We start from the raw sequence: 24,140 nt of genomic DNA, 5'->3' as shown, positions 1-24,140 counted from the left end.
TCTATACGCAACGACAAGGGATGTCGTTAGTTTGAATAGATTAAAACTAAATAATTCACGCGGCGCACGCCTGGCCGCCGCGTGAAGTCAAACGGAGGATTAATGAATCCCACCGATGCGGCTTAAACGCACGCCGGTAGGCCATTGGCCCTCTTGTTTTTCAAAGCTCATCCAGATAGCGGTTGCCTTACCGACCAGGTTCGCTTCCGGCACAAAGCCCCAGTAACGGCTGTCCGCGCTGTTATCGCGGTTATCACCCATCATGAAGTACTGCCCCGGTGGGACGATCCAGGTTGCCAGCGGCAGACCGGACTGGTGGTAGTACATCCCCACCTGATCCTGAGCAATCGGCACGGTCAGAATACGGTGGTTCACATCGCCCAGCGTTTCCTGACGTTGATCCAGCCGTACGCCGTCTGCTTTGCGCTCGCCCTGCGGCATTTCAAAGAAGCCGCTGGTCGCCTCGCCGCCGTTGCTGCGGGAGAACGTCTGAACGAAATCACTCGGCTCGACGTTGGAGTAAGTGACCGGCAGCGCGCTACCGCACGCCTGGCCGGAGCTGCATCCCGGTTGAATTGTCACTTGTTTCGCAATCGGATCGTAAGTGACCTTATCGCCCGGCAGGCCGACGGTACGTTTGATGTAGTCCAGACGCGGATCTTCCGGGTATTTGAACACCACGATATCGCCGCGTTTCGGATGGCCTGTTTCAATAATCGTCTTCTGGTAGATCGGGTCTTTAATCCCGTAGGCGAATTTCTCCACCAGGATAAAGTCGCCAATCAGCAGCGTTGGCATCATCGAACCGGAGGGGATCTGGAACGGCTCATAAATAAATGAACGCACGATCAGCACGATCGCCAGCACCGGAAAGACCGACGCGCCGGTTTCCAGCCAACCCGGTTTCGGGCCGACTTTTTTCAGCGTCTTTTTATCCAGCGCTTCGCCGGTGGCAACCTGCGCCGCCGCCTGGCGTTCCCGCCGTTTGGGCGCGAAGATAAACTTATCAACGCACCACAAAATGCCCGTGACCAGTGTGGCAATCACCAGAATCAGGGCAAACATGTTCGCCATGCCAACTCCTTAGAGATTATTTATTGTCTTTACCGACATGCAGAATGGCGAGGAACGCTTCCTGCGGCAGTTCGACGTTACCGATCTGCTTCATGCGCTTTTTACCCTCTTTCTGTTTTTGCAGCAGCTTTTTCTTACGGCTGATATCGCCACCGTAGCATTTCGCCAGAACGTTTTTACGCAGCTGCTTCACCGTTGAACGCGCGATGATGTGCGTGCCGATGGCCGCCTGAATCGCGATATCAAACTGCTGGCGAGGGATCAGATCTTTCATCTTCTCAACCAGTTCACGGCCACGGCTCTGGGAATTGTCGCGGTGGGTAATCAGCGCCAGCGCATCGACACGTTCGTTGTTGATGAGGACATCAACGCGCACCATGTCAGAGGCCTGGAAACGCTTGAAGTTGTAGTCCAGCGACGCATAGCCGCGGGAAGTCGACTTCAGACGGTCGAAGAAGTCGAGTACCACTTCCGCCATCGGAATTTCATAGGTCAGCGCCACCTGGTTACCGTGGTAAACCATGTTGGTTTGCACACCACGCTTCTCGATACACAGCGTAATGACGTTACCGAGGTAAGCCTGCGGCAGCAGCATGTGACACTCAGCGATCGGCTCGCGCAGTTCGTAGATGTTGTTCAGCGGCGGCAGTTTGGACGGGCTATCGACGTAGATAGTCTCTTTCGCCGTGGTTTCCACTTCATACACTACGGTCGGCGCGGTGGTGATCAGATCCAGATCGTATTCACGTTCCAGACGTTCCTGAATGATCTCCATGTGCAACAGGCCGAGGAAGCCACAGCGGAAGCCGAAGCCCAACGCGGTTGAGCTTTCCGGCTCGTAGAACAGGGAGGCATCGTTCAGGCTCAGCTTGCCGAGCGCGTCACGGAAGTTTTCGTAGTCGTCAGAGCTGACCGGGAACAGGCCGGCATAAACCTGCGGCTTCACTTTTTTGAAGCCTGGCAGCGGTTTGTCCGCCGGGTTACGCGCCTGCGTCAGGGTATCGCCAACCGGCGCGCCGAGGATATCTTTAATCGCACAAACCAGCCAACCTACCTCGCCGCATTTCAGCTCTGTACGATCAACCTGTTTTGGCGTGAAGATGCCCAGACGGTCAGCGTTGTAAACCTGACCGGTGCTCATCACTTTAATCTTGTCGCCTTTACGCATGGTGCCGTTTTTAATACGCACCAGCGAAACCACGCCCAGATAGTTATCGAACCAGGAGTCGATGATCAGCGCCTGCAGCGGGCCTTCCGGATCGCCTTCCGGCGGCGGAATATCGCGCACCAGACGCTCCAGTACATCGGTAACGCCCACGCCGGTTTTCGCCGAGCAGCGTACAGCGTCGGTCGCATCGATGCCGACGATATCTTCAATTTCTTCCGCAACACGCTCAGGATCGGCGGCAGGCAGGTCGATTTTGTTGAGAACCGGCACGACTTCCAGATCCATTTCCATGGCGGTGTAGCAGTTCGCCAGCGTCTGTGCTTCTACGCCCTGCCCGGCGTCAACCACCAGCAGTGCGCCTTCGCAGGCCGCCAGAGAACGGGAAACTTCATAAGAGAAGTCGACGTGGCCTGGGGTGTCGATAAAGTTCAGCTGATAGGTCTCGCCATCGGCCGCTTTAAAGTCCAGCGTCACGCTCTGCGCTTTGATGGTAATGCCACGCTCGCGTTCCAGATCCATTGAGTCCAGAACCTGGGCTTCCATTTCGCGGTCGGAAAGGCCGCCGCAAATCTGAATAATACGGTCAGACAGCGTTGATTTACCGTGGTCGATATGTGCAATGATGGAGAAGTTACGTATATTCTTCATATATTAAAATATTTATGCCTTACGGATACTTTGAGGCCGCGGTACGGAGCCTGACATTGTTGTCGTTCGAAAACGCCGCATTCTACACTACAACCGCGCAACCAGGAAATGCTCTTCCCGCAAGCATAGCGCTTCCTGCGAGGAGCGTTCCAAAAAATAAAGCCAGTGTAATCACTGGCTCATTTCAGATGAAGATGCCGTGCGAATCAGGTCGGGGGGAAGCCCCACGCTGATGATGACCGGCTGCCAGGTTTGCCGCGCGGCAAGGCGTGGTGAAAACCCTTTCGCAATAAGAAATCCACCGACACCGCCCAGCACCGCACCACACAGCGCGGCGATATCGGTGCCGAACAGCACCTGAAATAGCGCCGCGACCACAAACAAACCGAGCAGCGGAGACATATATACCAGCATCGCGGAACCCAACAGGCTGCTTTCGGTAATGCCCAGCTCGACCTTTTGCCCCGCCACCAGCGGTTCCGCACTCGGTACAGTGATGGTGTGGGTGGTTTGCGGGCCTAACTTATTCAGCACCCGACTGCCGCAGCCCGCGCGCGAGGCGCAGCTGTTGCAAGAGGCTTTCACATCGCAGCTGACCTGCGCCAGGCCGTTGTCCCACGCGATAACGGTGGCCCACTCTTTAATCATTGCGCGCCCTTGAATTGAATACCGTCTGCGACCCGCTTCGCGGTTTGCGGCGGCAGTTCGCCAACGATGGTGATTTCAGCCTGGTTATGCACCGTGGTGCTCACCGTCCGGCGTCCGGTACGCAGCATTTGATCGCTGCTGTTGGCTGTGGCGCGATTGATGTTAATTGAGAAGCTAAAGAGCCCATCGGAGAACAGGCGCGACTCGACCGGGCTATCAACGCTCGGCAACGTGCGGCGGCTGCTGGAAATCTCTTTAAAGCCCTGCGGCACCCAGCCAGCGGACCAATTCAGATCAACATTGTTGTTGGTCGGCACAGAGAGCTGCGGCGGCAGATTAGCCTTCGCCAGGTTCTGCATCGTGCCGCTGACCTGATCGCCGGTGGTGACCGCAATCACCCGGAATTGCTCCAGCGTTTCGCCATCGCGGTCAAGCAGATCGACGCGCATCGGCAATTTGCTTTCGGAATCAACCCAGACGATATAGCTGTAGCGCGTGCCGTCTCGCGCCACAACGCGAATCACATCGCACATGCGATCGGCAATACGCGTACGCCCGACGGAGATAAAGTCGTAGTAAGGCGCCAGACGTTTGAAATCGGTATAGACCAGCGAAGGCAAGGAGTCGACAATGTAGTCGCCGTTCAGCGTGAAGGGATCGAGACCCGGTTCAAAATAGCTGATCTCGTTACCGCGCTGGACCACCGCGCGACGCGGACCGTCCATTTGCAGCAGCTCCGCCAGCGGCTGACCGTTCAGACGCACGTGACGATAGCGTAACGATTCCACGCCGGATTTATTGATGCTGACGAACGACAGCTCGTAATTGAGTGACTGACTGGCCAGATTCATTTCCTGCAACAACGCCCCGGACGATACATCAGCCGAGGCGTTTGCGGAGAAGAACAGGCTACCAGCCACAAGTGACATGGCACACCAAAGTTGCTTCATTACTGCGATTGCGTTCCTAAAGTTTGATAGCCTGGCACCTGAACAGCAGCCTGCTGAGTTTGTGCCTGCTCAAACTGAAGCTGTTCTGAATGCAAGCGACGCTGCAATTCATAGTCCTGCAGCATAGCATTAATACGACGACGCTGTTCCTGAACCTGCTGCTGACCGTTACCCGCCGACGCGTCCGAAGGAACGCCCAGGCTAACCGGGCTGGCTTTGCCCATCATCGGCAGCGTGTTAAATACCGGTGACTCAGGTTGAGAGGAATCTGGTTGCCCATTATAGTGCTGAACGCCGACAATAACAGCCAGTGATACGCAAGCCGCCACGCCCATTTGGGTGAGCGAGCTGGCCCATGGACGGACCTTGTTCCAGAACGGCATTTTCTGCCATTGATGAGGTGCTGGCTGGGCTTCAGGAATGAGCGGCGCAGTCGGTATACGAACGGGCTCATTTTCGATGGCGGCCATCACGCGAGAGGAGATATCAAAATGAAGGACTTCACTCATTTCGCCGCGCAGCGAGTCACGAATGAGGTGATAGCTCTCCCAGGTTTTCTGCAACTCTGTGGAACGTGTTAACTCAGTTAACAGTTCTTTATCCAGCGTTTCACCATCCATTAAGGCGGAAAGTTGTTCTTTCTGCATGCCTAATACCTTTTCCAGTATCCCGCTTCCGTCAACGCCTGATAAGCGGTTGAACTTTATTATCGATAGCTTCTCGCGCACGGAAGATACGTGAACGAACCGTACCTACCGGACAATCCATAATGACCGCTATCTCTTCATAGCTTAGGCCATCGAGCTCCCGCAAGGTAATTGCCATGCGTAAATCTTCCGGAAGCGCTTCAATGGTGCGAAAAACAATCTGTCTCAGTTCTTCTGACAACATTAAGTTCTCAGGGTTCGAAATTTCTTTCAAAGCGCCGCCGCTTTCAAAGTTTTCGGCCTCGTTCGCGTCCACATCGCTGGACGGCGGACGACGCCCCTGAGCAACCAGGTAATTTTTAGCCGTATTCACCGCAATGCGGTACAGCCACGTATAGAAAGCACTATCTCCCCGGAAAGAATCCAGCGCACGATAGGCCTTAATAAAAGACTCTTGTACGACATCCGGCACGTCGCCGGATGGCACATAGCGGGAAACCAGGCTCGCGACCTTATGCTGGTAGCGTACTACCAGAAGGTTAAAAGCTTTCTGATCTCCTTTCTGGACCCGTTCAACCAGGACCTGGTCCGTTAACTGCTCGCTCATCCGAGGTAATGTCTCCCCAAACCCTATTCCCATGCGTAATCAGAATGCCACTCCAACACTGCATTATGAGCAAGCAGAAGGTTAGAGTGTCCGGTTTTCGTAAAGTTCCGTTACGCTTTGTTTTTTGTTTCGCAGCAGGCCGTTCATTGTCTGTCATTATAAGTCTGCTGATGTGAACAGATGTGTAAGTTGCGAAATAAAAACGCAAATCCAGTGAAGAGTATCGTAACCCGGCCTTGATTTCACCATAAATAGCGGTGATAACACCTGGCTTTATTCAGATTTTTTGCCCTCGCCCACGCCGCCTTTTCAGCCAGCATGTTTAGCCATTATAACCCTGACGTAAAAAAACCCTGCACATGTCGCTTTTATAGTGCTAATCTTCGATTACCGTGTTTAGTAAATTAAACAAAGAAGATGAACTCACTTCCAGAACTTTCCTGTGATGTATTGATTATAGGCAGCGGCGCTGCTGGGCTTTCGCTGGCATTGCGCCTTGCGGAGCACAGTTCCGTGATTGTCCTCAGCAAAGGCCCGATGAGCGAAGGATCCACCTTTTATGCACAGGGGGGCATTGCCGCCGTTTTTGACGAGACGGATAGCATTGAATCACACGTTGAGGATACGCTGATTGCCGGCGCGGGCATCTGTGACCGTCAGGCGGTGTCGTTTGTTGCCAGCAATGCCAGACACTGCGTGCAGTGGCTGATCGATCAAGGCGTGCTGTTCGATACGCAAATCCAGGCTAACGGGGAAGAGAGTTATCATCTGACGCGCGAAGGCGGCCATAGCCATCGCCGTATCCTGCACGCGGCGGACGCCACCGGACGCGAAGTCGAGAACACGCTGGTCAGTAAAGCGATGAGCCACCCGAATATTCGCGTGCTGGAACGCTGTAACGCCGTCGATCTTATCGTGTCGGATAAAGTCGGCCTGCCGGGCACTCGCCGGGTTGTTGGCGCGTGGATCTGGGACCGTAATAAAGAGAAGGTGGAAACCTGTTCGGCGAAGTCCGTAGTGCTTGCTACCGGCGGCGCCTCGAAGGTGTATCAGTACACCACCAACCCGGATATTTCCTCCGGCGACGGCATCGCCATGGCCTGGCGCGCGGGTTGCCGCGTCGCTAACCTCGAGTTTAACCAGTTCCACCCGACCGCGCTGTATCACCCGCAGGCGCGTAATTTCCTGCTCACCGAAGCCCTGCGCGGCGAAGGCGCACATCTGAAGCGCCCCGACGGTAGCCGGTTTATGCCGGACTTTGATGAACGTGGCGAGCTTGCACCACGCGATATCGTGGCGCGCGCCATTGACCACGAGATGAAACGCCTCGGCGTTGATTGCATGTACCTCGACATCAGCCACAAACCGGAAGCCTTTGTACGCCAGCACTTCCCGATGATTTACGAGAAGCTGCTGGGGCTAGGTATCGATCTCACCAAAGAGCCGGTGCCGATTGTTCCGGCAGCGCACTACACCTGCGGCGGCGTGATGGTCGACGACTATGGACGCACCGACGTTGACGGCCTGTACGCCATTGGCGAAGTGAGCTATACCGGCCTGCACGGCGCGAACCGCATGGCGTCAAACTCGCTGCTGGAGTGCCTGGTTTACGGCTGGTCGGCGGCGGAAGATATTCATAAGCGCATGCCGTACGCCCGTCAGGTGGAGAAACTACCCGCCTGGGACGAAAGCCGGGTGGAAAACTCTGACGAACTGGTGGTGATTCAGCATAACTGGCACGAGCTGCGCCTGTTTATGTGGGACTACGTCGGTATCGTGCGCACCACCAAGCGGCTGGAGCGTGCCCTGCGCCGCATCACCATGTTGCAGCAGGAGCTGGACGAGTATTACTCACGTTTCCGCGTCTCCAATAACCTGCTGGAACTGCGCAACCTGGTGCAGGTGGCCGAGCTGATTGTACGCTGCGCGATGATGCGTAAAGAGAGCCGTGGGCTGCATTACACGCTGGACTACCCGGAACTGCTCGCGGAATCCGGCCCATCGGTGCTCTCGCCGCTGGTTCACATAAATAAATAGAACGCCTGGGTCAGCGCAGTGTAGCCTTCCGAGTACTGCTGCTCTGGCCCACGGATCGTCAGCCTGTCGCTATAGCACTCTCCGCCTTTCGGTGAAAAAGCCAGCAGCACGCGATGCGGCAGGCGCATCTCCGTCTCCGCGACGTCGGTGCGCAGACGTAAATGCCAGCCCATTGACAGCGCCTGCTGGGTAAAAGTCTGGCCGATATTTTCCGGTAGCACCACGCAGAAAAAGCCGTCTTCAGTCACCGCATTCGCGGCACAGGCCAACAGCGCCTGATGGTCGAGCGTGGTGGTGTAGCGCGCCTGTTCTCGCTGCGGCGTGGCGCATTCCACCCCCAGCTCGTAGTAAGGCGGGTTGCTGACAATCAGGTTGTAGCGCGTGGTTAGCCCGGCAACCCACTGCTGGATATCCGCCGTATGCACCTCAATTCGCCCGGCCCACGGCGATTCCGCCACGTTTTCCCGCGCTTGATCCGCCGCCTCTTCATCCAACTCGACGGCGTCGATCGTCACGTTCTCTTCGGTACGCTGCGCCAGCATCAGCGCCAGCAGCCCGCTTCCCGTGCCAATATCGAGGATTCGGCTCACCCGGGCGATCGGCGACCAGGCGCCGAGTAAAATGCCGTCGGTGCCCACTTTCATCGCACAGCGGTCGTGGGCAACAAAAAACTTTTTAAAGGTAAATCCGTTGCGGCGCAGCGCGGATTTAGAATCAGACGTCATAAGTAACCTTGCAGGCCAATCCACATAAGCATTCGGCTATGAACAATACCCGAGAACAGATAGCCATACAAACAGATGAAGATTACAGCCGTAACGTCTATAATCAGCGCCTCACACAGAGGTAATCATGACTGTAACGACTTTTTCCGAACTTGAACTTGACGAAAGCCTGCTGGAAGCCCTCCAGAGTAAAGGCTTTACACGCCCGACTGCCATTCAGGCTGCCGCCATTCCGCCTGCGCTCGATGGACGTGATGTTCTCGGTTCTGCGCCAACCGGCACCGGTAAAACAGCGGCGTATTTGCTGCCTGCGTTGCAGCACCTGCTCGACTTTCCGCGTAAAAAATCCGGTCCGCCGCGTATTTTGATCCTCACGCCGACGCGTGAGCTGGCAATGCAGGTCGCTGACCATGCCCGCGAACTGGCGAAAAACACCCATCTGGACATCGCCACCATTACTGGCGGCGTGGCGTATATGAACCACGCCGAAGTGTTCAGCGAAAACCAGGATATCGTGGTCGCCACCACGGGCCGTCTGCTGCAGTACATCAAAGAAGAAAACTTCGACTGCCGCGCCGTTGAGACGCTGATCCTCGATGAAGCCGACCGCATGCTGGACATGGGCTTCGCCCAGGATATCGAACACATCGCCGGTGAAACCCGCTGGCGCAAACAGACGCTGCTGTTCTCCGCGACGCTGGAAGGCGAAGCGATTAAAGACTTCGCCGAGCGTCTGCTGGAAGATCCGGTGGAAGTCTCCGCGACGCCGTCCACCCGCGAGCGCAAGAAGATCCACCAGTGGTACTACCGTGCCGACAACTATGAGCACAAAGTTGAGCTGCTCAAGCACCTGCTCAAGCAGGAAGACGCCACCCGTACCATCGTCTTTGTGCGCAAACGCGAGCGCGTGCATGAGCTGGCGGAAACGCTGCGTCTGGCCGGGATCAACAACTGCTATCTCGAAGGCGAAATGCCGCAGATTAAGCGTAACGAAGGTATCAAACGTCTGACCGATGGCCGCGTGAATGTGCTGGTTGCGACGGATGTCGCAGCGCGCGGGATCGATATCCCTGATGTCAGCCACGTGATTAACTTCGATATGCCGCGCGGCGCCGATACCTACCTGCACCGCATTGGCCGTACCGGCCGCGCGGGCCGTAAAGGCACGGCGATTTCGCTGGTTGAAACGCACGATCATCTGCTGTTGCTGAAGATTGGCCGCTATATCGAAGAACAGCTGAAAGCGCGGGTCATCGACGGGCTGCGCCCCACTACGCGAGCGCCAAGCGAGAAGATGACCGGCAAACCGTCGAAGAAAGTGCTGGCGAGACGTGCCGAGAAGAAAAAAGAGAAAGATAAAGAAAAACCGCGCGTGAAGGTACGTCACCGCGATCTCAAAAACGTTGGCAAGCGCCGCAAGCCGAGCGGTACCGGTGCAGCGGAAAAGAGCACCGAAGAGTAAAACAAACGCCGGGACATGTTCCCGGCGTTTTTATATTGAAGAGTAAGGGACAGCGGCCATGAAGAAAAAAGAGTTCGTGACTCAGGATCTCCTCAGCAAAATTTACCAACAGCCTGGCGATGGGCCGCGCAAGCTGCCGCCGGAGCGCCAGCTGGCCGAGGAGTACGGCGTCTCGCGCTTCACCATTCGCCAGGCGCTGGAAAAGCTTGCCAGCATTGGCGTGGTGCGCATCGTGCAGGGTTCTGGCATCTGGATTAACGAGCAAACGCGAGGCAATCCGCTGGTCTATAACTCGATTACCGAAAAACGCTTTGACCAAATGCGTTACCGGATGATCAGCCTGCACAAGAAACGGCCCGAGCGGGAGGACCGGCAGATTTTCGGCCTGACCGACGATGATTTTATCTGGCAGTTCTGCCGCCTGCGTTTCGTCGATGATATTGCCACCCAGATTGAAGTCTCACGGATGCCTGCGGCGATGTTCAGTGACCTTAACCAGGAGGTGATTGAACGCTCGCTTCAGCAGTACGTGCTGGAAAAAGGTTATCCCATCTCCCACCTGCTCACCAGCTATCGGGCGATTAGCGTCAGCCGCGAGCAGGCTGCGCTACTGGGCTGTAAAAAAGGCAGTCCGGCCATGCACATCAACAATCGGGGGATCCTCGACGGCGGGCAGGTTTATGAGATAAGCGACATCGTCGATATCAACTACTCCTGCACCTACGTCATCCCCCATAATCGCGACAATCTCGCTTTTCGCCAGCAGCCGCAGAGTTAGCCTACGGCGTGTGTATCGCGCCGTCCGGCAGGCGGCTCTGCGTCCACTCATGCGGGCGATAAACGACCGGATGCGCCAGCGCCTGCGCCTCGTCAAAGCCCACGCCAATACCCGGTGCCGTCGGCGGATAGATAAAGCCGTTTTTCACCTCTGGCGCGCCGGGGAAAACGGCATCCGTGGCGGCGGAACGCGGAATAAACTCCTGAATCGCGGCATTGTGCAGATGAATGTTGAGATGCGTATTCACCGCGACCCCAATAGGCGTCATATCGCCCGGACCATGCCACGCCAAACGTACGCCAAAGGCCTGGCACAGCACCGCCAGCTTCAGGGCCGGGGTGATGCCGCCAATCTGCGAAATATGGCAGCGAATAAAATCAATCTGCCGGTTGACGATGAGGTCATGCCACTCCGCCGGATTATTAAACAGCTCCCCCATCGCCAGCGGCACGCAGGTCTGCTGGCGAATCTGCGCCAGCCACGCGCTCTGCTGCGGCGGTAAAATATCTTCGATAAACCACGGCTGATAAGGCTCCAGCAGCTTTGCCATCTGGAGCGCCTGCTGTGGGAAGAGTCGCTCGTGGACATCATGCAGAATATGGAAACGATGACCGTAACGCGCGCGCAGCAGAAGGAACATTTCTACCGTATTGCGAACGTACTCATCCTGATCGAACCAGGCTCCCGGCGTCGGATTTTCCGGCGTTTGCATTTCGCGCGGCGTCCCACCGTAAAAGCCTAGCTGGCAGCGAATATGGCGATACCCCTGCTCCAGCAGCTTATCCACGGAGACAAACAGTTCCTCCGGCGTTTCGCCGCTGGCGTGAGTGTATGCGGCAATCGCATCCCGCGATTTTCCTCCCAGCAGCTGATATAGCGGCATCCCGGCCAGTTTTGCTTTGATATCCCACAGCGCCATATCCACGCCGGAGATGGCGTTGTTCATGACCGGGCCGTTGCGCCAGTAGGCGTTGACGTTCATCATTTGCCAGAGATCTTCGATATTGTTGGCATCACGCCCCACCAGCAGCGGTTGCAGATATTCATCGACCATCGTCTTTACCGCCAGCGGGCGTTGCTGGAAAGTGGCGCAGCCGTAACCAATGGTGCCGTTGTCGGTCGTCACCCGTACCGTCACGAGGTTGTGGCGGTCCGGACGCGTGATAAAACAATCTATCGCAGTAATCAGCGTAGGTTTCACAGAAGGCTCCCTGTGGAAAATAATAATAGGATTGCCATTATCTTCACTCTATTTCCGGCGTTCGGTAAACCTTTTTATTCAATATATTTTTTGGTCCAAAAACAGGTTTGTTTTTATTTAAAAAACGAACCAATTTAAACACAAACCATGTTTTAGCCACCTTATATACGTAATTTGTGATTGAAATCATATTCTATTGGTTTGTTTTTAAAGATGAGCTTACTTACCATTCAGCGAGACAAACAAAACAACAAACATACCGCAGGAGCCATTATGGGGACGCAAGAGGCTATCAGCAGGATTATTCGTCTGGTAGGTGGACAGGAGAATATCAATAAAGTCTGGCACTGTATGACCCGGCTGCGCTTTGATTTAATTGATGATAATAAAGTGGCGCAGGATGAAATTAAGCAACTGCCCGGCGTGTTGGGCGCACAGCTACAAAGCGATCAGTTCCAGATTATTATCGGCCCGAAGGTGAACAGCTGGTATGAAGCGCTGCAGGAAGCCCTCGGCGATAGCGGCCAGTCGACTGTTAGCGGCAAAAGCAAAGAACGCAAAAGCCTGGTTTCACTGTTTATGGATACCGTCTCCGGGGTATTCGGCCCGATCGTCCCCGCCATCGCCGGTGCCGGGATGATCAAAGGCCTGCTTGCGGGGCTGATTGCGCTAAAAGTGGTATCGCCGAAAAGCGAAACGGTGATGATCATCGATCTTATCGCCAGCGGCGTATTTTATTTCCTGCCGTTCTTCCTTGCCGTCTCGGCGGCGAAGATCTTTAAAACCAACGAATACCTGGCCGCCGCCGTCGCCGCCTGCTTGATGTACCCTACGCTGATTGACGCAGCGAAAGCGCTCGCCACGCATCAAGCCGACGCCGCCTCCGCGCTCTGGTTGTTTAACGCCATTCCGGTATCGGTATTCAACTACGCCTCCAGCGTGATCCCGGTGATCTTCTCCATTCTGGCGTTGAAGTACATTCACCAGGCGGTCGACAAGATCATGCCCGACGTGCTGAAAACCGTCTTTACGCCCACGCTAACGCTGTTCCTCGGCGCGCTGGCGGCATTGGTGGTGATTGGGCCGATTGGTATCTGGCTGGGTAAAATGCTGGCGTGGTTTATCGAAGGGCTGTTTGGCGTTTCGGCGAGCTTCGCCGGGCTGGTCGTGGGCGCCATTCGTCCGGTCGCTATTCTGACCGGGATGCATCACGCGATGACGCCTATCGCGCTACAAAACTTCAGCGATCGCGGTTACGACATGCTGATGCCGATGATGTTTATGGCCAATATGGCGATTGCCGGAGCCACGTTTGCCATCTGGCGTCTGAACAAAGAAAACCGCACGGTGACGCTTTCCGCTGCGATCTCCGCGCTGCTGGGCATTACGGAACCGGCGCTGTTCGGCGTACTGACCCGCTACAAGAAAGCATTTATCGCCGCCACGATCGCCAGCTCACTGGCTTCAGCGTTTATCGCCTTCTTTGGCGTACGACTGTATGGCTATATTTTATCGAGTATTTTCAGCCTGCCCGCGTACATCGGCCCTTACTTTATTTTCGCCATCTCTGGCGTGGCCATCGCGCTGGTGCTCTCCTTCACGCTAACCACCATTCTGGTCGGGCGCGAGCAGTCCAGATAAAAAAAATCCCCCGCAGGTATCCTGCGGGGGATTTGTCTGTTAGCACCGGATTAACCCAACGCCTCCATTTCCCACCCCTGAGAAATTACAGGCTCTCGGTGAAAGTACGGGCGATAACGTCGCGCTGCTGTTCCGGAGTCAGAGAGTTGAAACGTACCGCATAACCGGAAACACGGATGGTCAGCTGCGGGTATTTTTCCGGATGCTCAACGGCGTCCAGCAGAGTTTCACGACGCAGTACGTTGACGTTCAGGTGCTGACCACCTTCTACGCGAACTTCTGGTTTCGCTTCAACCGGGATTTCACGGTATTCGATATCGCCCAGCGCGCTAACGGCAACGACGTCATCTTCTTTAAAACCGCCTTTCGCACACAGGCAACGGGCTTCACCTTTCTCGCTGTCGAGCAGCCAGAATGAGTTGAGCAGGTCGTCGTTTGCAGCTTTAGTAATCTGGATACCAGTAATCATTTGATGCCTCCCTAGGCTCTTTATATTCGTTTTTAACTGGCCGCTACCCGGCCAATTGGTAAAACCATTGTTGCTTGAGTGTATATATACCCCTCGAACACCCTTGATTCTTTGATTTAAATCAACAAAAACCACACCATGAAAGTGGTGATACAGGAAAATACTTGTTTTGCATCAAGTTACGCACCCTGTAAGCACTAAAAACATTTGTAAATATTCAACTTTTTTTATTCTACAGACTTCCCCTTCCACTATCCGATTTTGTGATGGAGAAAGAAGCAGTTAAGCTATAGCGAGAGAAATTCGCAGGAGAGCGAGATGACAACCCCATTAACCTGGCACGACGTGCTGGCCGCCGAAAAAGAGCAGCCCTATTTTGTTAACACGCTGGCGACCGTGGCCAGCGAGCGCCAGTCGGGCGTGACCATTTATCCGCCGCAAAAAGATGTTTTCAACGCTTTTCGCTATACCGAACTGAGCGATGTGAAAGTCGTGATTCTGGGCCAGGACCCGTACCACGGCCCCAATCAGGCACACGGACTGGCGTTTTCTGTCCAGCCGGGCATTGCCATACCGCCGTCGCTGCTGAATATGTATAAAGAGCTGGAAGGCACCATTCCCGGCTTTACCCGTCCGAACCACGGTTATCTGGAGAGCTGGGCGCGCCAGGGTGTGCTGCTGCTCAACACCGTGCTCACCGTGCGTGCCGGACAGGCGCATTCTCACGCCAGCCTTGGCTGGGAAACCTTTACCGATAAGGTGATTGCGCTGATTAACGAACATCGTGAAGGCGTGGTCTTTTTACTGTGGGGATCGCACGCGCAGAAGAAAGGGGCAATTATTGACCCTCAGCGTCATCGCGTGCTGAAAGCGCCGCACCCGTCGCCGCTGTCGGCGCATCGTGGTTTCTTTGGCAGTAATCACTTTGTGCAGGCCAACCAGTGGCTTGAACAGCGCGGCGAGAAGCCGATTGACTGGATGCCGGTGCTGCCGGAGCAAGTCTAGCTAAAGCAGGCATAAAAAAACCGGTAGAGTCGCCTCTACCGGTTTTTTTTCATTCACGTACTTACGCTTTATGCTGACGCCACCATTCCGCCAGCAGCACGCCCGTCGCCACGGAGACGTTCAGGCCTTCAACGGCGCGCGTCCCGTCGATTGACACGCTCATGTCAGCAATAGAGGCAGCCGCTTCGGAAACGCCATCGCGGTCCTGGCCCAGCGCCAGCACCATTTTCTTCGGCAGTTCTGATTTAAACAGCGGCAGACCGCGGCCGTTGCTGCTGGTCGTGACGATGGTGTAGCCCGCATCGCGGAACTGTTCCAGTGCAGCAATGAAGCTGTCGCCGGTAATCGGCTCAACATGCTCAGCGCCGCCTTCAGCGGTACGGATCGCGGCACCAGACTCCAGCAAAGCCGCATCCTGCAATACCACGCCTTTCACACCAAAGTGCGCGCAGCTGCGGATCATCGCGCCGAGGTTGTGCGGGTTACCCGCATCTTCCAGCGCCAGTACGCAATCATCTTCGCCGCTTTTCGCGACCCACTGCTGTACGGAAGTGCCGTTACGTTTTTTAATCAGGAAGCAAACGCCACCATGATGTTCAGTGCCGGACGCTTTCGCCAGCTCGGCTTCATCCACCACGTGGTAGGCTTTACGGTTTGCCGCCATCCAGCGCAGCGCTTCTTTAAAGCGCGGGGTGACACTCTGCACAAACCAGGCGCGGACAATCGCGTCCGGACGGCTCTGGAACAGCGCCTGACAGGCGTTTTCACCGTAGACGCGGGTTTCTTCCGCACGCTGACGACGCAGAACTTCCGGATCGATAAAGCTTTTGCCGCTGATGCCGCCGTGATCGGGCTTAACGATAGTTTCGTCACCCGGCGCACGGGAAACCGTACGCCATGGGGAGCCTTCACCACGTTCGCGATCGCGTTCAACATCCCGATCGCGACCGCGCTCACGGCCACGATCGCTGTTTTGACCCTTTCTCTCATCACGGGCAGGGCGACGACCGCCTTCGGCACGGGAAGTACCGGCACGGGATGCGCCTGGACGGCCTCCGCCTTTACCAGTACGTGGATTTTGGGTGCGTTTGTCCGAGTCATCGTCACTGCGGACGTACATCACTTTGACCTTGCCGTTTTTGTTTTTCAGTTCGTCGCTCATGTTTTTCTCCACCTGCGCTGCGCGAAGCGCGCAGATTACCTGATGTGCCAGCGCTTAGCTATGACTTCGTACAAAAGACCACGACTATTGTACCCATTGGATAAAACGCATTGTCGATTAATACGCTCTGAACGATAATGTGTAACATTATAGAAACATCCGGCAACATTGCCGTTCTGCAACACGAGACCCAGAGGTGAGTTATGAATACCGTTTGTGCCCACTGCCAGGCGCTTAATCGCATTCCAGAAGAACGCATTAACGAGGCGGCAAAATGTGGACGCTGTGGTGAAGACTTGTTTGATGGCGATGTTATTAACGCCACGGACAGCACGCTGGACAAACTGCTGAAGGACGATCTCCCGGTTGTGGTTGATTTCTGGGCGCCATGGTGCGGCCCCTGCCGCAATTTTGCGCCGATATTTGAAGACGTCGCCGAAGAGCGCAGCAGCACGATGCGCTTCGTCAAAGTGAACACCGAAGCCGAACGTGAACTGAGCGCCCGCTTCCGTATTCGCAGTATCCCGACCATTATGATTTTCAAAAATGGCGAAGTGATCGATATGCTCAACGGCGCCGTCCCCAAAGCGCCGTTTGAAAGCTGGCTGAACGAGGCCCTGCAGGCCTGATACCCTCGGGGCACATCTTGTGCCCCGAATCCGCCTCTGCGACAATAGCGTTTTTGCCGTTCGAATCCCATGATTGATAACGCCGTTCTTCGGTTGCGCGCCGAGCGTCTTGCCCGCGCGACTCGTCCTTTTCTTGCCCGCGGTAACCGGGTTCGTCGCTGCCAGCGTTGCCTGCTGGTACAGCGCTATTGTCTCTGTGACACCATCACGCCGCAGCCGGCAAAAAGTCGTTTCTGCCTGGTGATGTTTGATACCGAGCCGATGAAACCCAGTAATACTGGCCGTCTGATCGCCGATATTTTGCCACAGACCGAGGCTTTCCAATGGTCGCGTACCGAACCGCCCCAGGCGCTGCTGGATTTGGTCAGCAACCCCGATTATCAGCCGATGGTCGTCTTTCCTTCCTCCTACGCCGATGCCGACAGGCAAGTGTTGAGCGCCCCGCCATCAGGTAAACCACCGCTCTTTATTATGTTAGACGGAACCTGGCCGGAAGCGCGCAAAATGTTTCGCAAAAGCCCGTGGCTGGACAATTTGCCGCTGATCTCCGTCGACCTTTCGCGCGTATCAGCCTACAGCCTGCGCGAAGTGCACGCCGAAGGGCAGTATTGCACCGCTGAAGTGGCGATTGCGCTGCTCGATTTAGCGAATGATACCCATGCTGCATCGGCACTCAGTGAGCATTTCACCCGCTTTCGTAGCCGCTATCTGGCAGGAAAATCTCAGCATCAGGGCAGCGTCACAGCAGTCGAGGCGGAAAACGGTTAAACTCTTACCGTCATTGTCGCGTAAGGAAGACCGGTATGAGCCAACGTGGGCTGGAAGCACTGCTGAGACCCAAATCGATTGCGGTGATTGGCGCATCAATGAAACCTCAGCGCGCCGGTTTTCTGATGATGCAAAACCTGCTGGCGGGTGGTTTCGCGGGTCCGGTATTGCCGGTGACGCCCGCGTGGAAAGCCGTGCTGGGCGTGCTGGCCTGGCCGACGATTGAAAGCCTTCCCTTCTCCCCCGATCTTGCGGTGTTGTGTACCCATGCGCGCCGCAATCTTGAGCTGCTGGAGTCACTGGGCGAAAAAGGCTGCAAAACCTGTATTATTCTCTCCTCCCCTCCGGACCAGTTCAGCGAGCTAAAAGCTTGCGCCGCCCGTTATCAGATGCGACTACTGGGGCCGAACAGCCTCGGGTTACTGGCCCCGTGGCAGGGGCTGAACGCCAGCTTCTCGCCGGTGCCCATCCGCAAGGGCAAGCTGGCCTTTATCTCGCAATCCGCCGCCGTCTCCAACACGATACTGGACTGGGCGCAGCAGCGCGAAATGGGCTTCTCCTATTTTATCGCGCTCGGCGACAGCCTCAATATCGACGTCGACGATCTGCTCGACTATCTGGCGCGCGATAGTAAAACCAGCGCTATTCTGCTGTATCTCGAGCAACTCAGCGACGCACGCCGCTTTGTCTCTGCCGCCCGTAGCGCATCGCGTAATAAGCCCATTCTGGTGATTAAAAGCGGTCGTAGCCCAGCGGCGCAGCGGCTGCTGCACGTGAACTCGGGGATGGATCCGGCCTGGGATGCGGCTATCCAGCGCGCGGGTTTGCTTCGCGTACAGGACACGCACGAACTGTTTTCTGCCGTTGAAACGCTCAGTCATATGCGGCCGCTACGCGGCGAGCGACTCATGATCATCAGCAACGGCGCGGCGCCTGCGGCGCTGGCGTTAGATGAACACTGGGCGCGTAATGGCAAACTGGCCACGCTGAGCGACGAGACGCGCCAGCAGCTTCAACAGCTATTGCCCGATACCGTCGAGGCCAACAACCCGCTGGATTTACGTGATGATGCCAGTATTGGCCACTATCTGGCGGCGGTGAATGTATTGCTGAATAGCCCGGACCTCGATGCGCTGATGGTCATCCACTCACCCAGCGCCACCGCGCCAGGCAGCGAAAGCGCCGCGGCCTTGATTGACCTGATTAAGCAACACCCACGCGGCAACTACATCAGCGTACTGACCAACTGGTGCGGCGAGTATTCATCGATAGAAGCGCGCCGGATGTTCAGCGATGCCGGGATCCCGACCTACCGCACGCCGGAAGGCACCATTACTGCCTTTATGCATATGGTGGAGTACCGGCGCAACCAGAAGCAGCTACGGGAAACCCCGGCCCTACCGCACAGCCTGACCGCCAATACCGGCCAGGCGCATGAATTATTACAGCAGGCGATTGATAACGGCATCAGCGCACTGGACACGCACGAAGTGCGGCCAATTTTAGCCGCTTACGGCCTGAATACGCTTCCCACCTGGATTGCCGCAGACAGCGCCGAGGCTGTACACATTGCCGAGCAGATTGGTTATCCGGTCGCGCTTAAGCTCCGTTCGCCGGACATTCCGCATAAATCGGAAGTTCAGGGCGTCATGCTCTACCTGCGTAGCGCCAGCGAAGTGCAGCAGGCGGCGGACGCCATCCTTGACCGTGTAAAAATGACCTGGCCACAGGCACGTATTCACGGGCTGCTGGTGCAAAGTATGGCCAACCGCGCTGGCGCTCAGGAGCTGCGCGTCGTCGTCGAGCACGATCCGGTTTTCGGGCCGCTGATTATGCTGGGTGAAGGCGGTGTGGAATGGCGCGCAGAGGATCAGGCCGCTGTCGCCTTACCGCCGTTGAATATGACGCTGGCGCGCTATCTGGTCATTCAGGCGATTAAAAACAAGAAAATCCGCGGGCGTAGCGCGCTGCGGCCGCTGGATGTTGCGGGATTGAGCCAACTGCTGGTACAGGTGTCGAACCTGATTGTGGATTGCCCTGAAATTCAGCGGCTGGATATTCACCCGCTGCTTGCCTCTGGCAACGAATTCACCGCTCTGGACGTGACGCTGGATATTGCGCCTTTTAGCGGGTCAAGCGAAAGTCGACTGGCGGTGCGGCCTTACCCGCAGCACCTTGAAGAGTGGGTGACTATGAAGAACGGCGAGCGCTGCCTGTTCCGCCCAATTCTTCCGGAAGACGAGCCGCTATTGCAGCAGTTTATCGCCCGGGTGACGAAAGAAGATCTTTATTACCGCTATTTCAGCGAGATCAACGAATTTACCCATGACGATTTAGCCAATATGACGCAGATCGACTACGATCGAGAAATGGCTTTCGTGGCAGTCTATTCGTCAGGCGATCGTACCGAGATCCTGGGAGTGACTCGCGCGATTTCCGATCCCGACAACATTGATGCGGAATTTGCTGTGTTAGTGCGCTCCGACTTGAAAGGTCTGGGGCTGGGTGGGCGTCTGCTGGACAAACTTATTGGCTACACCCGATCCCATGGTTTACAGCGCCTGAATGGTATTACCATGCCAAACAATCGTGGAATGATTGCCCTGGCGAGGAAGCTCGGTTTTGACGTAGATATTCAGCTGGAAGATGGCATTGTCGGGCTGTCATTAAGGCTAAGTGATGACTAAGCTGCTGGAAATGCTGCCCTTACCCGACAGAGATGGTATCATTGACCGCTTACGTCGTCTGCGTGGTACAGAGGACCCTTCACTAAACCAGAGAAGAAACGCACTGTGATGTTGTCAAAATTTAAGCGTAATAAACATCAACAACACCTTGCCCAACTACCCAAGCTTTCACAGTCTGTTGATGATATTGAGTTTTTTTATGCTCCAGCAGATTTTCGTGAAGCGTTGCTCGCAAAAATCGCCAGCGCCACGCGCCGAATCTGTATCGTCGCGTTGTACCTTGAGCAGGACGACGCCGGAAAGATGATTCTGCAAGCCCTGTACGATGCCAAACGTCAACGCCCGGAACTCGATGTTCGCGTGCTGGTTGACTGGCATCGCGCACAGCGTGGGCGCATTGGTGCTGCCGCATCCAATACCAACGCGGACTGGTACTGCCGCACCGCAAAAGAGAACCCAGGTGTCGAGGTTCCCGTTTATGGCGTGCCGGTAAATACCCGTGAAGCGCTCGGCGTACTGCACTTTAAAGGCTTCATCATTGATGACTGCGTGCTGTATAGCGGCGCGAGCATCAATGATGTCTATCTGCATCAGCACGATAAATATCGTTATGATCGCTACCAGTGTATTCGTAATCCGCAGATGGCCGATATCATGTTCAACTGGGTATCGGAGAATCTGGTCGAAGGCCGTGGCGTGAATCGTCTGGACAACACTGAGCGTCCGAAAAGCCCGGAAATCAAAAATGATATCCGCCAGTATCGCCAGGAACTGCGTGATACCAGCTACCATTTCACAGGTAATGCCGGTGATGATGAGCTGACGGTTACGCCGCTGGTTGGTCTGGGGAAAACCAGCCAGCTGAATAAAGCGATTTTCCACCTGATGCCGTGCACCGAAGAAAAGCTCACTATCTGCACCCCTTACTTTAACCTGCCAGCACTGCTGGTCCGCAGCATCATTCGTCTGCTGCGCGAAGGGAAGAAAGTGGAGATTATCGTCGGTGACAAAACGGCGAATGACTTCTATATTCCGGAAAATGAGCCGTTTAAAATTATCGGCGCGCTGCCGTATCTGTACGAGATTAACCTGCGCCGCTTCCTGAGCCGCCTGCAATATTACATCAATACCGATCAGCTGACGGTGCGTCTGTGGAAAGACGGCGATAATAGCTATCACCTGAAAGGGATGTGGGTCGACAACGAGTGGATTCTGCTGACCGGCAATAACCTCAACCCTCGTGCGTGGCGTCTTGATCTGGAAAACGCGGTGCTGATTCACGATCCGAAAAAGCAGCTGGCGTCGATGCGCCAGAAAGAGCTGGATCTTATTCGTAAGCACACAACGGTGGTTAATCACTTCCGCGACCTGCAAAGCATCGCGGACTATCCGGTAAAAGTGCGCAAGCTGATTCGCCGTCTGCGTCGAATTCGTATCGACAGGCTGATTAGCCGTATCCTGTAAACTGAAGCCCCGCACATCGGGGCTTTTTTATGACTGGAGTCTTTATGCTACGCCCTCTTCTGATGTGCACAATGCTGGCGCTCAGCGGTTGCAGTCATATGGCAAACGATAGCTGGAGCGGGCAGGATAAAGCTCAGCATTTTATTGCCTCGGCGATGCTTTCAGCCGCCGGTAATGAGTATGCGCAGCACCAGGGAGTCAGCCGCGATCGCAGCGCGGCGATTGGCCTGATGTTTTCCGTCAGCCTGGGGGCGACGAAAGAGCTCTGGGACAGCCGCCCGGCAGGGAGCGGCTGGAGCTGGAAGGACTTTGCCTGGGACGTTGCCGGCGCCACCACCGGCTATGCGGTGTGGCAGCTCGCGCAACATTAAACTACAGGCGTAGACCTTTTCCTTTGCGATGCAGCTTAAGTGAGACCAGGAAAGCAATCGCCGCCATTACCGTCACATACCAGAAGAAGGCGGTTTCGATACCCGCAGACTTCATCGACAACGCCACGTATTCGGCTGAACCGCCAAACAAGGCGTTAGCCACCGCATAAGACAAGCCTACCCCCAACGCGCGCACCTGCGCCGGGAACATTTCAGCTTTCAGGATCCCGCTAATAGAGGTATAGAAGCTGGTAATAAGCAGCGCGCACATGACTAACGCAAATGCCGCGTACGGTGATGTGACGTTCTGCAGCGCGGAGAGAATCGGCACGGTAAACAGGGTTGCCAGCGCGCCAAAGCAGAGCATCGAGGTACGGCGGCCGACTTTATCCGACAGCAGGCCAAAGAACGGCTGAACCAGCATATAGACGAACAGCGCGGCGGTCATAATGACGCTTGCCAGATTGGCGCTCATCCCGGCGGTGTTAACGAGATATTTCTGCATATAGGTCGTAAAGGTGTAGAAGCTCAGCGAGCCTGCGGCGGTGAAACCGAGCACCATCACAAATGCCTTGCGGTTACGCCACAGCCCTTTAAATGAACCGGCCTCCTTTAGCGTGCGCGTCTCTTTCTGTGAGGTTTCATCCAGTTGGCGACGCAGCCACAGGGCGACAATCGCCAGTACGGCCCCCAGGGCAAATGGAATTCGCCATCCCCAGGCGTGAAGATCTTCGCTGCTAAGCACATTTTGCAGAATTACCACCACCAGTACAGCCAGCAATTGACCGCCAATCAGCGTGACATACTGGAAGGACGCATAGAAGCCCTTACGACCTTCAACCGCTACCTCACTCATGTAGGTGGCGCTGGTACCGTACTCGCCGCCGACGGACAGCCCCTGGAACAAACGCGCCAGCAGTAGCAGTGCGGGAGCCCAGGTGCCAATCACGCTGTAGCCCGGCAAACAAGCAATAACTAACGAGCCGAAGCACATCATGCATACGGAAATGAGCATCGAGACCTTACGTCCACGGCGGTCTGCGATGCGGCCAAATAGCCAACCACCGATTGGGCGCATCAGAAAACCCGCGGCGAATACGCCAGCAGTCTGCAGCAGTTGGGTAGTGGTATTGCCTGACGGGAAAAAGATGTGAGCAAAATAGAGGGAACAGAACGAGTAGACGTAGAAATCAAACCACTCAACAAGGTTCCCTGATGATGCCCCGACAATTGCCATCACGCGACGGCGAGTATCGCTGTTGGTCAGCGATTCTTCTGGGGTCACACTGGTTACGGCCATTTGTTAACTCCTGCCAAAAGCGCTCTCCTGCCTTACCGGGCGTACACGTCACGCAGGCAGATATTTTAGTAAATGAAATGTTATATAATTGTTATTTGCAAATTAGTGATGAGAGTCACATTTTCTGTTAGCAGGATCACGATTTAGGATTAGCTGCAGGAGGAATAGAGGGAAATGGAGTGGAAAAAAAGTGGAGTATTGTGCATCACGTGCACATAAGGAGATGTTAGCGCCAACATCCGGCATGTGAGACGGGATCGTACGGACGCAAAAAAGCCCATCCGTCAGGATGGGCTTCTTCACTATTTGATGCCTGGCAGTTCCCTACTCTCGCATGGGGAGACCCCACACTACCATCGGCGCTACGGCGTTTCACTTCTGAGTTCGGCATGGGGTCAGGTGGGACCACCGCGCTACAGCCGCCAGGCAAATTCTGTTTATCAACACGCCTTAGCATGTCGATGTCATCTGTAATCAAGCTGAATCTTCGTCTCTTCGCCAAAACATCTTCGGCGTTGTAAGGTTAAGCCTCACGGTTCATTACGGCGTGCGGGTTTTTCACCCGCATTATCGTTACTTATGTCAGCATTCGCACTTCTGATACCTCCAGCATCCCTCACAGGACACCTTCGCAGGCTTACAGAACGCTCCCCTACCCAACAACACCTAATGTCGCTGCCGCAGCTTCGGTGCACAGTT

The 24,140-nt window shown here is 55.4% G+C and carries 21 protein-coding genes and 1 rRNA gene; 10 read left to right on the top strand and 12 right to left on the bottom strand.

The annotated features are described in order from the left end of the window. Positions 1 to 99: 99 nt before the first annotated feature. The 6 genes from lepB to rpoE form a co-directional block, all read right to left on the bottom strand. Positions 100 to 1,074 carry a signal peptidase I gene (gene lepB, locus GY169_RS05800; RefSeq protein WP_163448315.1) on the bottom strand — a complete coding sequence of 325 codons (975 nt, stop codon included), beginning with the start codon at positions 1,072 to 1,074 and terminating at the stop codon, positions 100 to 102. A 16-nt stretch (positions 1,075 to 1,090) separates the two neighbouring features. After that, a complete protein-coding gene (lepA, locus tag GY169_RS05795; RefSeq protein WP_163448316.1) occupies positions 1,091 to 2,890 on the bottom strand; it encodes a translation elongation factor 4 in 1,800 nt (599 codons plus the stop codon). Positions 2,891 to 3,061: 171 nt separating this feature from the next. Next, positions 3,062 to 3,538, bottom strand: coding sequence for a SoxR-reducing system protein RseC (gene rseC, locus GY169_RS05790; RefSeq protein ID WP_167575221.1), 477 nt, complete (start codon positions 3,536 to 3,538; stop codon positions 3,062 to 3,064). Next, a complete protein-coding gene (gene rseB / locus GY169_RS05785; protein WP_163448318.1) occupies positions 3,535 to 4,488 on the bottom strand; it encodes a sigma-E factor regulatory protein RseB in 954 nt (317 codons plus the stop codon). The genes rseC and rseB overlap by 4 nt, the downstream gene beginning before the upstream one ends. After that, entirely contained in the window at positions 4,488 to 5,135 is a 648-nt protein-coding gene (gene rseA / locus GY169_RS05780; protein WP_167575220.1) for an anti-sigma-E factor RseA, read from the bottom strand. Before rseA ends, rseB begins: the two co-directional genes overlap by 1 nt. 31 nt (positions 5,136 to 5,166) lie before the next feature. Then, positions 5,167 to 5,742, bottom strand: a complete 576-nt coding sequence (gene rpoE, locus GY169_RS05775) for an RNA polymerase sigma factor RpoE (RefSeq protein ID WP_064543429.1) — start codon at positions 5,740 to 5,742, stop codon at positions 5,167 to 5,169. Between the two features lie 417 nt (positions 5,743 to 6,159). Here rpoE and nadB point away from each other — a divergent pair, with 417 nt between their 5' ends. Beyond that, complete coding sequence (gene nadB, locus GY169_RS05770; protein ID WP_163448321.1) at positions 6,160 to 7,779, top strand: L-aspartate oxidase; 1,620 nt, start codon at positions 6,160 to 6,162, stop codon at positions 7,777 to 7,779. On the opposite strand, the gene trmN is transcribed toward nadB, so the two are convergent. Further along, the gene (gene trmN / locus GY169_RS05765; RefSeq protein WP_167575219.1) at positions 7,764 to 8,504 is read right to left on the bottom strand and encodes a tRNA(1)(Val) (adenine(37)-N(6))-methyltransferase TrmN; all 741 of its coding nucleotides are present in this window, start codon (positions 8,502 to 8,504) and stop codon (positions 7,764 to 7,766) included. The two genes, nadB and trmN, sit on opposite strands and share 16 nt — an antisense overlap. Positions 8,505 to 8,631: 127 nt before the next feature. On the opposite strand from trmN, the gene srmB reads away from it, so the two are divergent. Then, positions 8,632 to 9,966, top strand: coding sequence for an ATP-dependent RNA helicase SrmB (srmB, locus tag GY169_RS05760; protein WP_167575218.1), 1,335 nt, complete (start codon positions 8,632 to 8,634; stop codon positions 9,964 to 9,966). 58 nt (positions 9,967 to 10,024) lie between these two features. Further along, entirely contained in the window at positions 10,025 to 10,744 is a 720-nt protein-coding gene (locus tag GY169_RS05755) for a GntR family transcriptional regulator (RefSeq protein ID WP_163448327.1), read from the top strand. Between the two features lies 1 nt (position 10,745). Here GY169_RS05755 and GY169_RS05750 read toward each other — a convergent pair whose 3' ends face one another. Beyond that, complete coding sequence (locus GY169_RS05750; RefSeq protein WP_167575217.1) at positions 10,746 to 11,945, bottom strand: enolase C-terminal domain-like protein; 1,200 nt, start codon at positions 11,943 to 11,945, stop codon at positions 10,746 to 10,748. A 273-nt stretch (positions 11,946 to 12,218) separates the two neighbouring features. Between GY169_RS05750 and GY169_RS05745 the strand changes: the two genes are divergently transcribed. Beyond that, positions 12,219 to 13,586 (top strand): PTS transporter subunit EIIC, encoded by a 1,368-nt coding sequence (locus tag GY169_RS05745; protein ID WP_163448330.1) that lies wholly within the window; start codon positions 12,219 to 12,221, stop codon positions 13,584 to 13,586. A gap of 85 nt (positions 13,587 to 13,671) precedes the next feature. On the opposite strand, the gene grcA is transcribed toward GY169_RS05745, so the two are convergent. Next, the gene (gene grcA, locus GY169_RS05740) at positions 13,672 to 14,055 is read right to left on the bottom strand and encodes an autonomous glycyl radical cofactor GrcA (protein WP_064543417.1); all 384 of its coding nucleotides are present in this window, start codon (positions 14,053 to 14,055) and stop codon (positions 13,672 to 13,674) included. A gap of 318 nt (positions 14,056 to 14,373) precedes the next feature. On the opposite strand from grcA, the gene ung reads away from it, so the two are divergent. Then, on the top strand, positions 14,374 to 15,060 hold the full coding sequence (ung, locus tag GY169_RS05735; protein ID WP_167575216.1) for a uracil-DNA glycosylase: 687 nt from the start codon (positions 14,374 to 14,376) through the stop codon (positions 15,058 to 15,060). Between the two features lie 61 nt (positions 15,061 to 15,121). Here ung and GY169_RS05730 read toward each other — a convergent pair whose 3' ends face one another. Next, positions 15,122 to 16,222, bottom strand: coding sequence for a tRNA/rRNA methyltransferase (locus GY169_RS05730; protein WP_167575215.1), 1,101 nt, complete (start codon positions 16,220 to 16,222; stop codon positions 15,122 to 15,124). Positions 16,223 to 16,425: 203 nt separating this feature from the next. Here GY169_RS05730 and trxC point away from each other — a divergent pair, with 203 nt between their 5' ends. From trxC to GY169_RS05705, 5 genes are all read left to right on the top strand, one after another. Next, positions 16,426 to 16,851, top strand: a complete 426-nt coding sequence (trxC, locus tag GY169_RS05725) for a thioredoxin TrxC (RefSeq protein ID WP_064543411.1) — start codon at positions 16,426 to 16,428, stop codon at positions 16,849 to 16,851. 69 nt (positions 16,852 to 16,920) lie between these two features. Beyond that, a complete protein-coding gene (locus tag GY169_RS05720; protein WP_167575214.1) occupies positions 16,921 to 17,619 on the top strand; it encodes a tRNA-uridine aminocarboxypropyltransferase in 699 nt (232 codons plus the stop codon). 35 nt (positions 17,620 to 17,654) lie between these two features. After that, complete coding sequence (locus GY169_RS05715; RefSeq protein ID WP_167575213.1) at positions 17,655 to 20,306, top strand: bifunctional acetate--CoA ligase family protein/GNAT family N-acetyltransferase; 2,652 nt, start codon at positions 17,655 to 17,657, stop codon at positions 20,304 to 20,306. Positions 20,307 to 20,414: 108 nt separating this feature from the next. Continuing rightward, positions 20,415 to 21,770 carry a CDP-diacylglycerol--serine O-phosphatidyltransferase gene (gene pssA / locus GY169_RS05710; RefSeq protein WP_064543404.1) on the top strand — a complete coding sequence of 452 codons (1,356 nt, stop codon included), beginning with the start codon at positions 20,415 to 20,417 and terminating at the stop codon, positions 21,768 to 21,770. A 62-nt stretch (positions 21,771 to 21,832) separates the two neighbouring features. Further along, positions 21,833 to 22,141 (top strand): YfiM family lipoprotein, encoded by a 309-nt coding sequence (locus GY169_RS05705; RefSeq protein WP_411908122.1) that lies wholly within the window; start codon positions 21,833 to 21,835, stop codon positions 22,139 to 22,141. 1 nt (position 22,142) lies between these two features. Here the strand turns inward: GY169_RS05705 and GY169_RS05700 are convergent, their stop codons facing one another. Both GY169_RS05700 and rrf read right to left on the bottom strand, forming a co-directional pair. Beyond that, on the bottom strand, positions 22,143 to 23,441 hold the full coding sequence (locus GY169_RS05700) for an MFS transporter (protein ID WP_167575212.1): 1,299 nt from the start codon (positions 23,439 to 23,441) through the stop codon (positions 22,143 to 22,145). Between the two features lie 311 nt (positions 23,442 to 23,752). Next, positions 23,753 to 23,868, bottom strand: a 5S ribosomal RNA gene (rrf, locus tag GY169_RS05695). Positions 23,869 to 24,140: the final 272 nt, after the last annotated feature.

This window comes from Kluyvera genomosp. 3, from assembly GCF_011765685.1.
GTDB lineage: Bacteria > Pseudomonadota > Gammaproteobacteria > Enterobacterales > Enterobacteriaceae > Kluyvera > Kluyvera georgiana_A.
The sequence above is the reverse complement of the archived record's forward strand: the minus strand, read 5'-3'. Positions and strand labels throughout refer to the sequence as shown.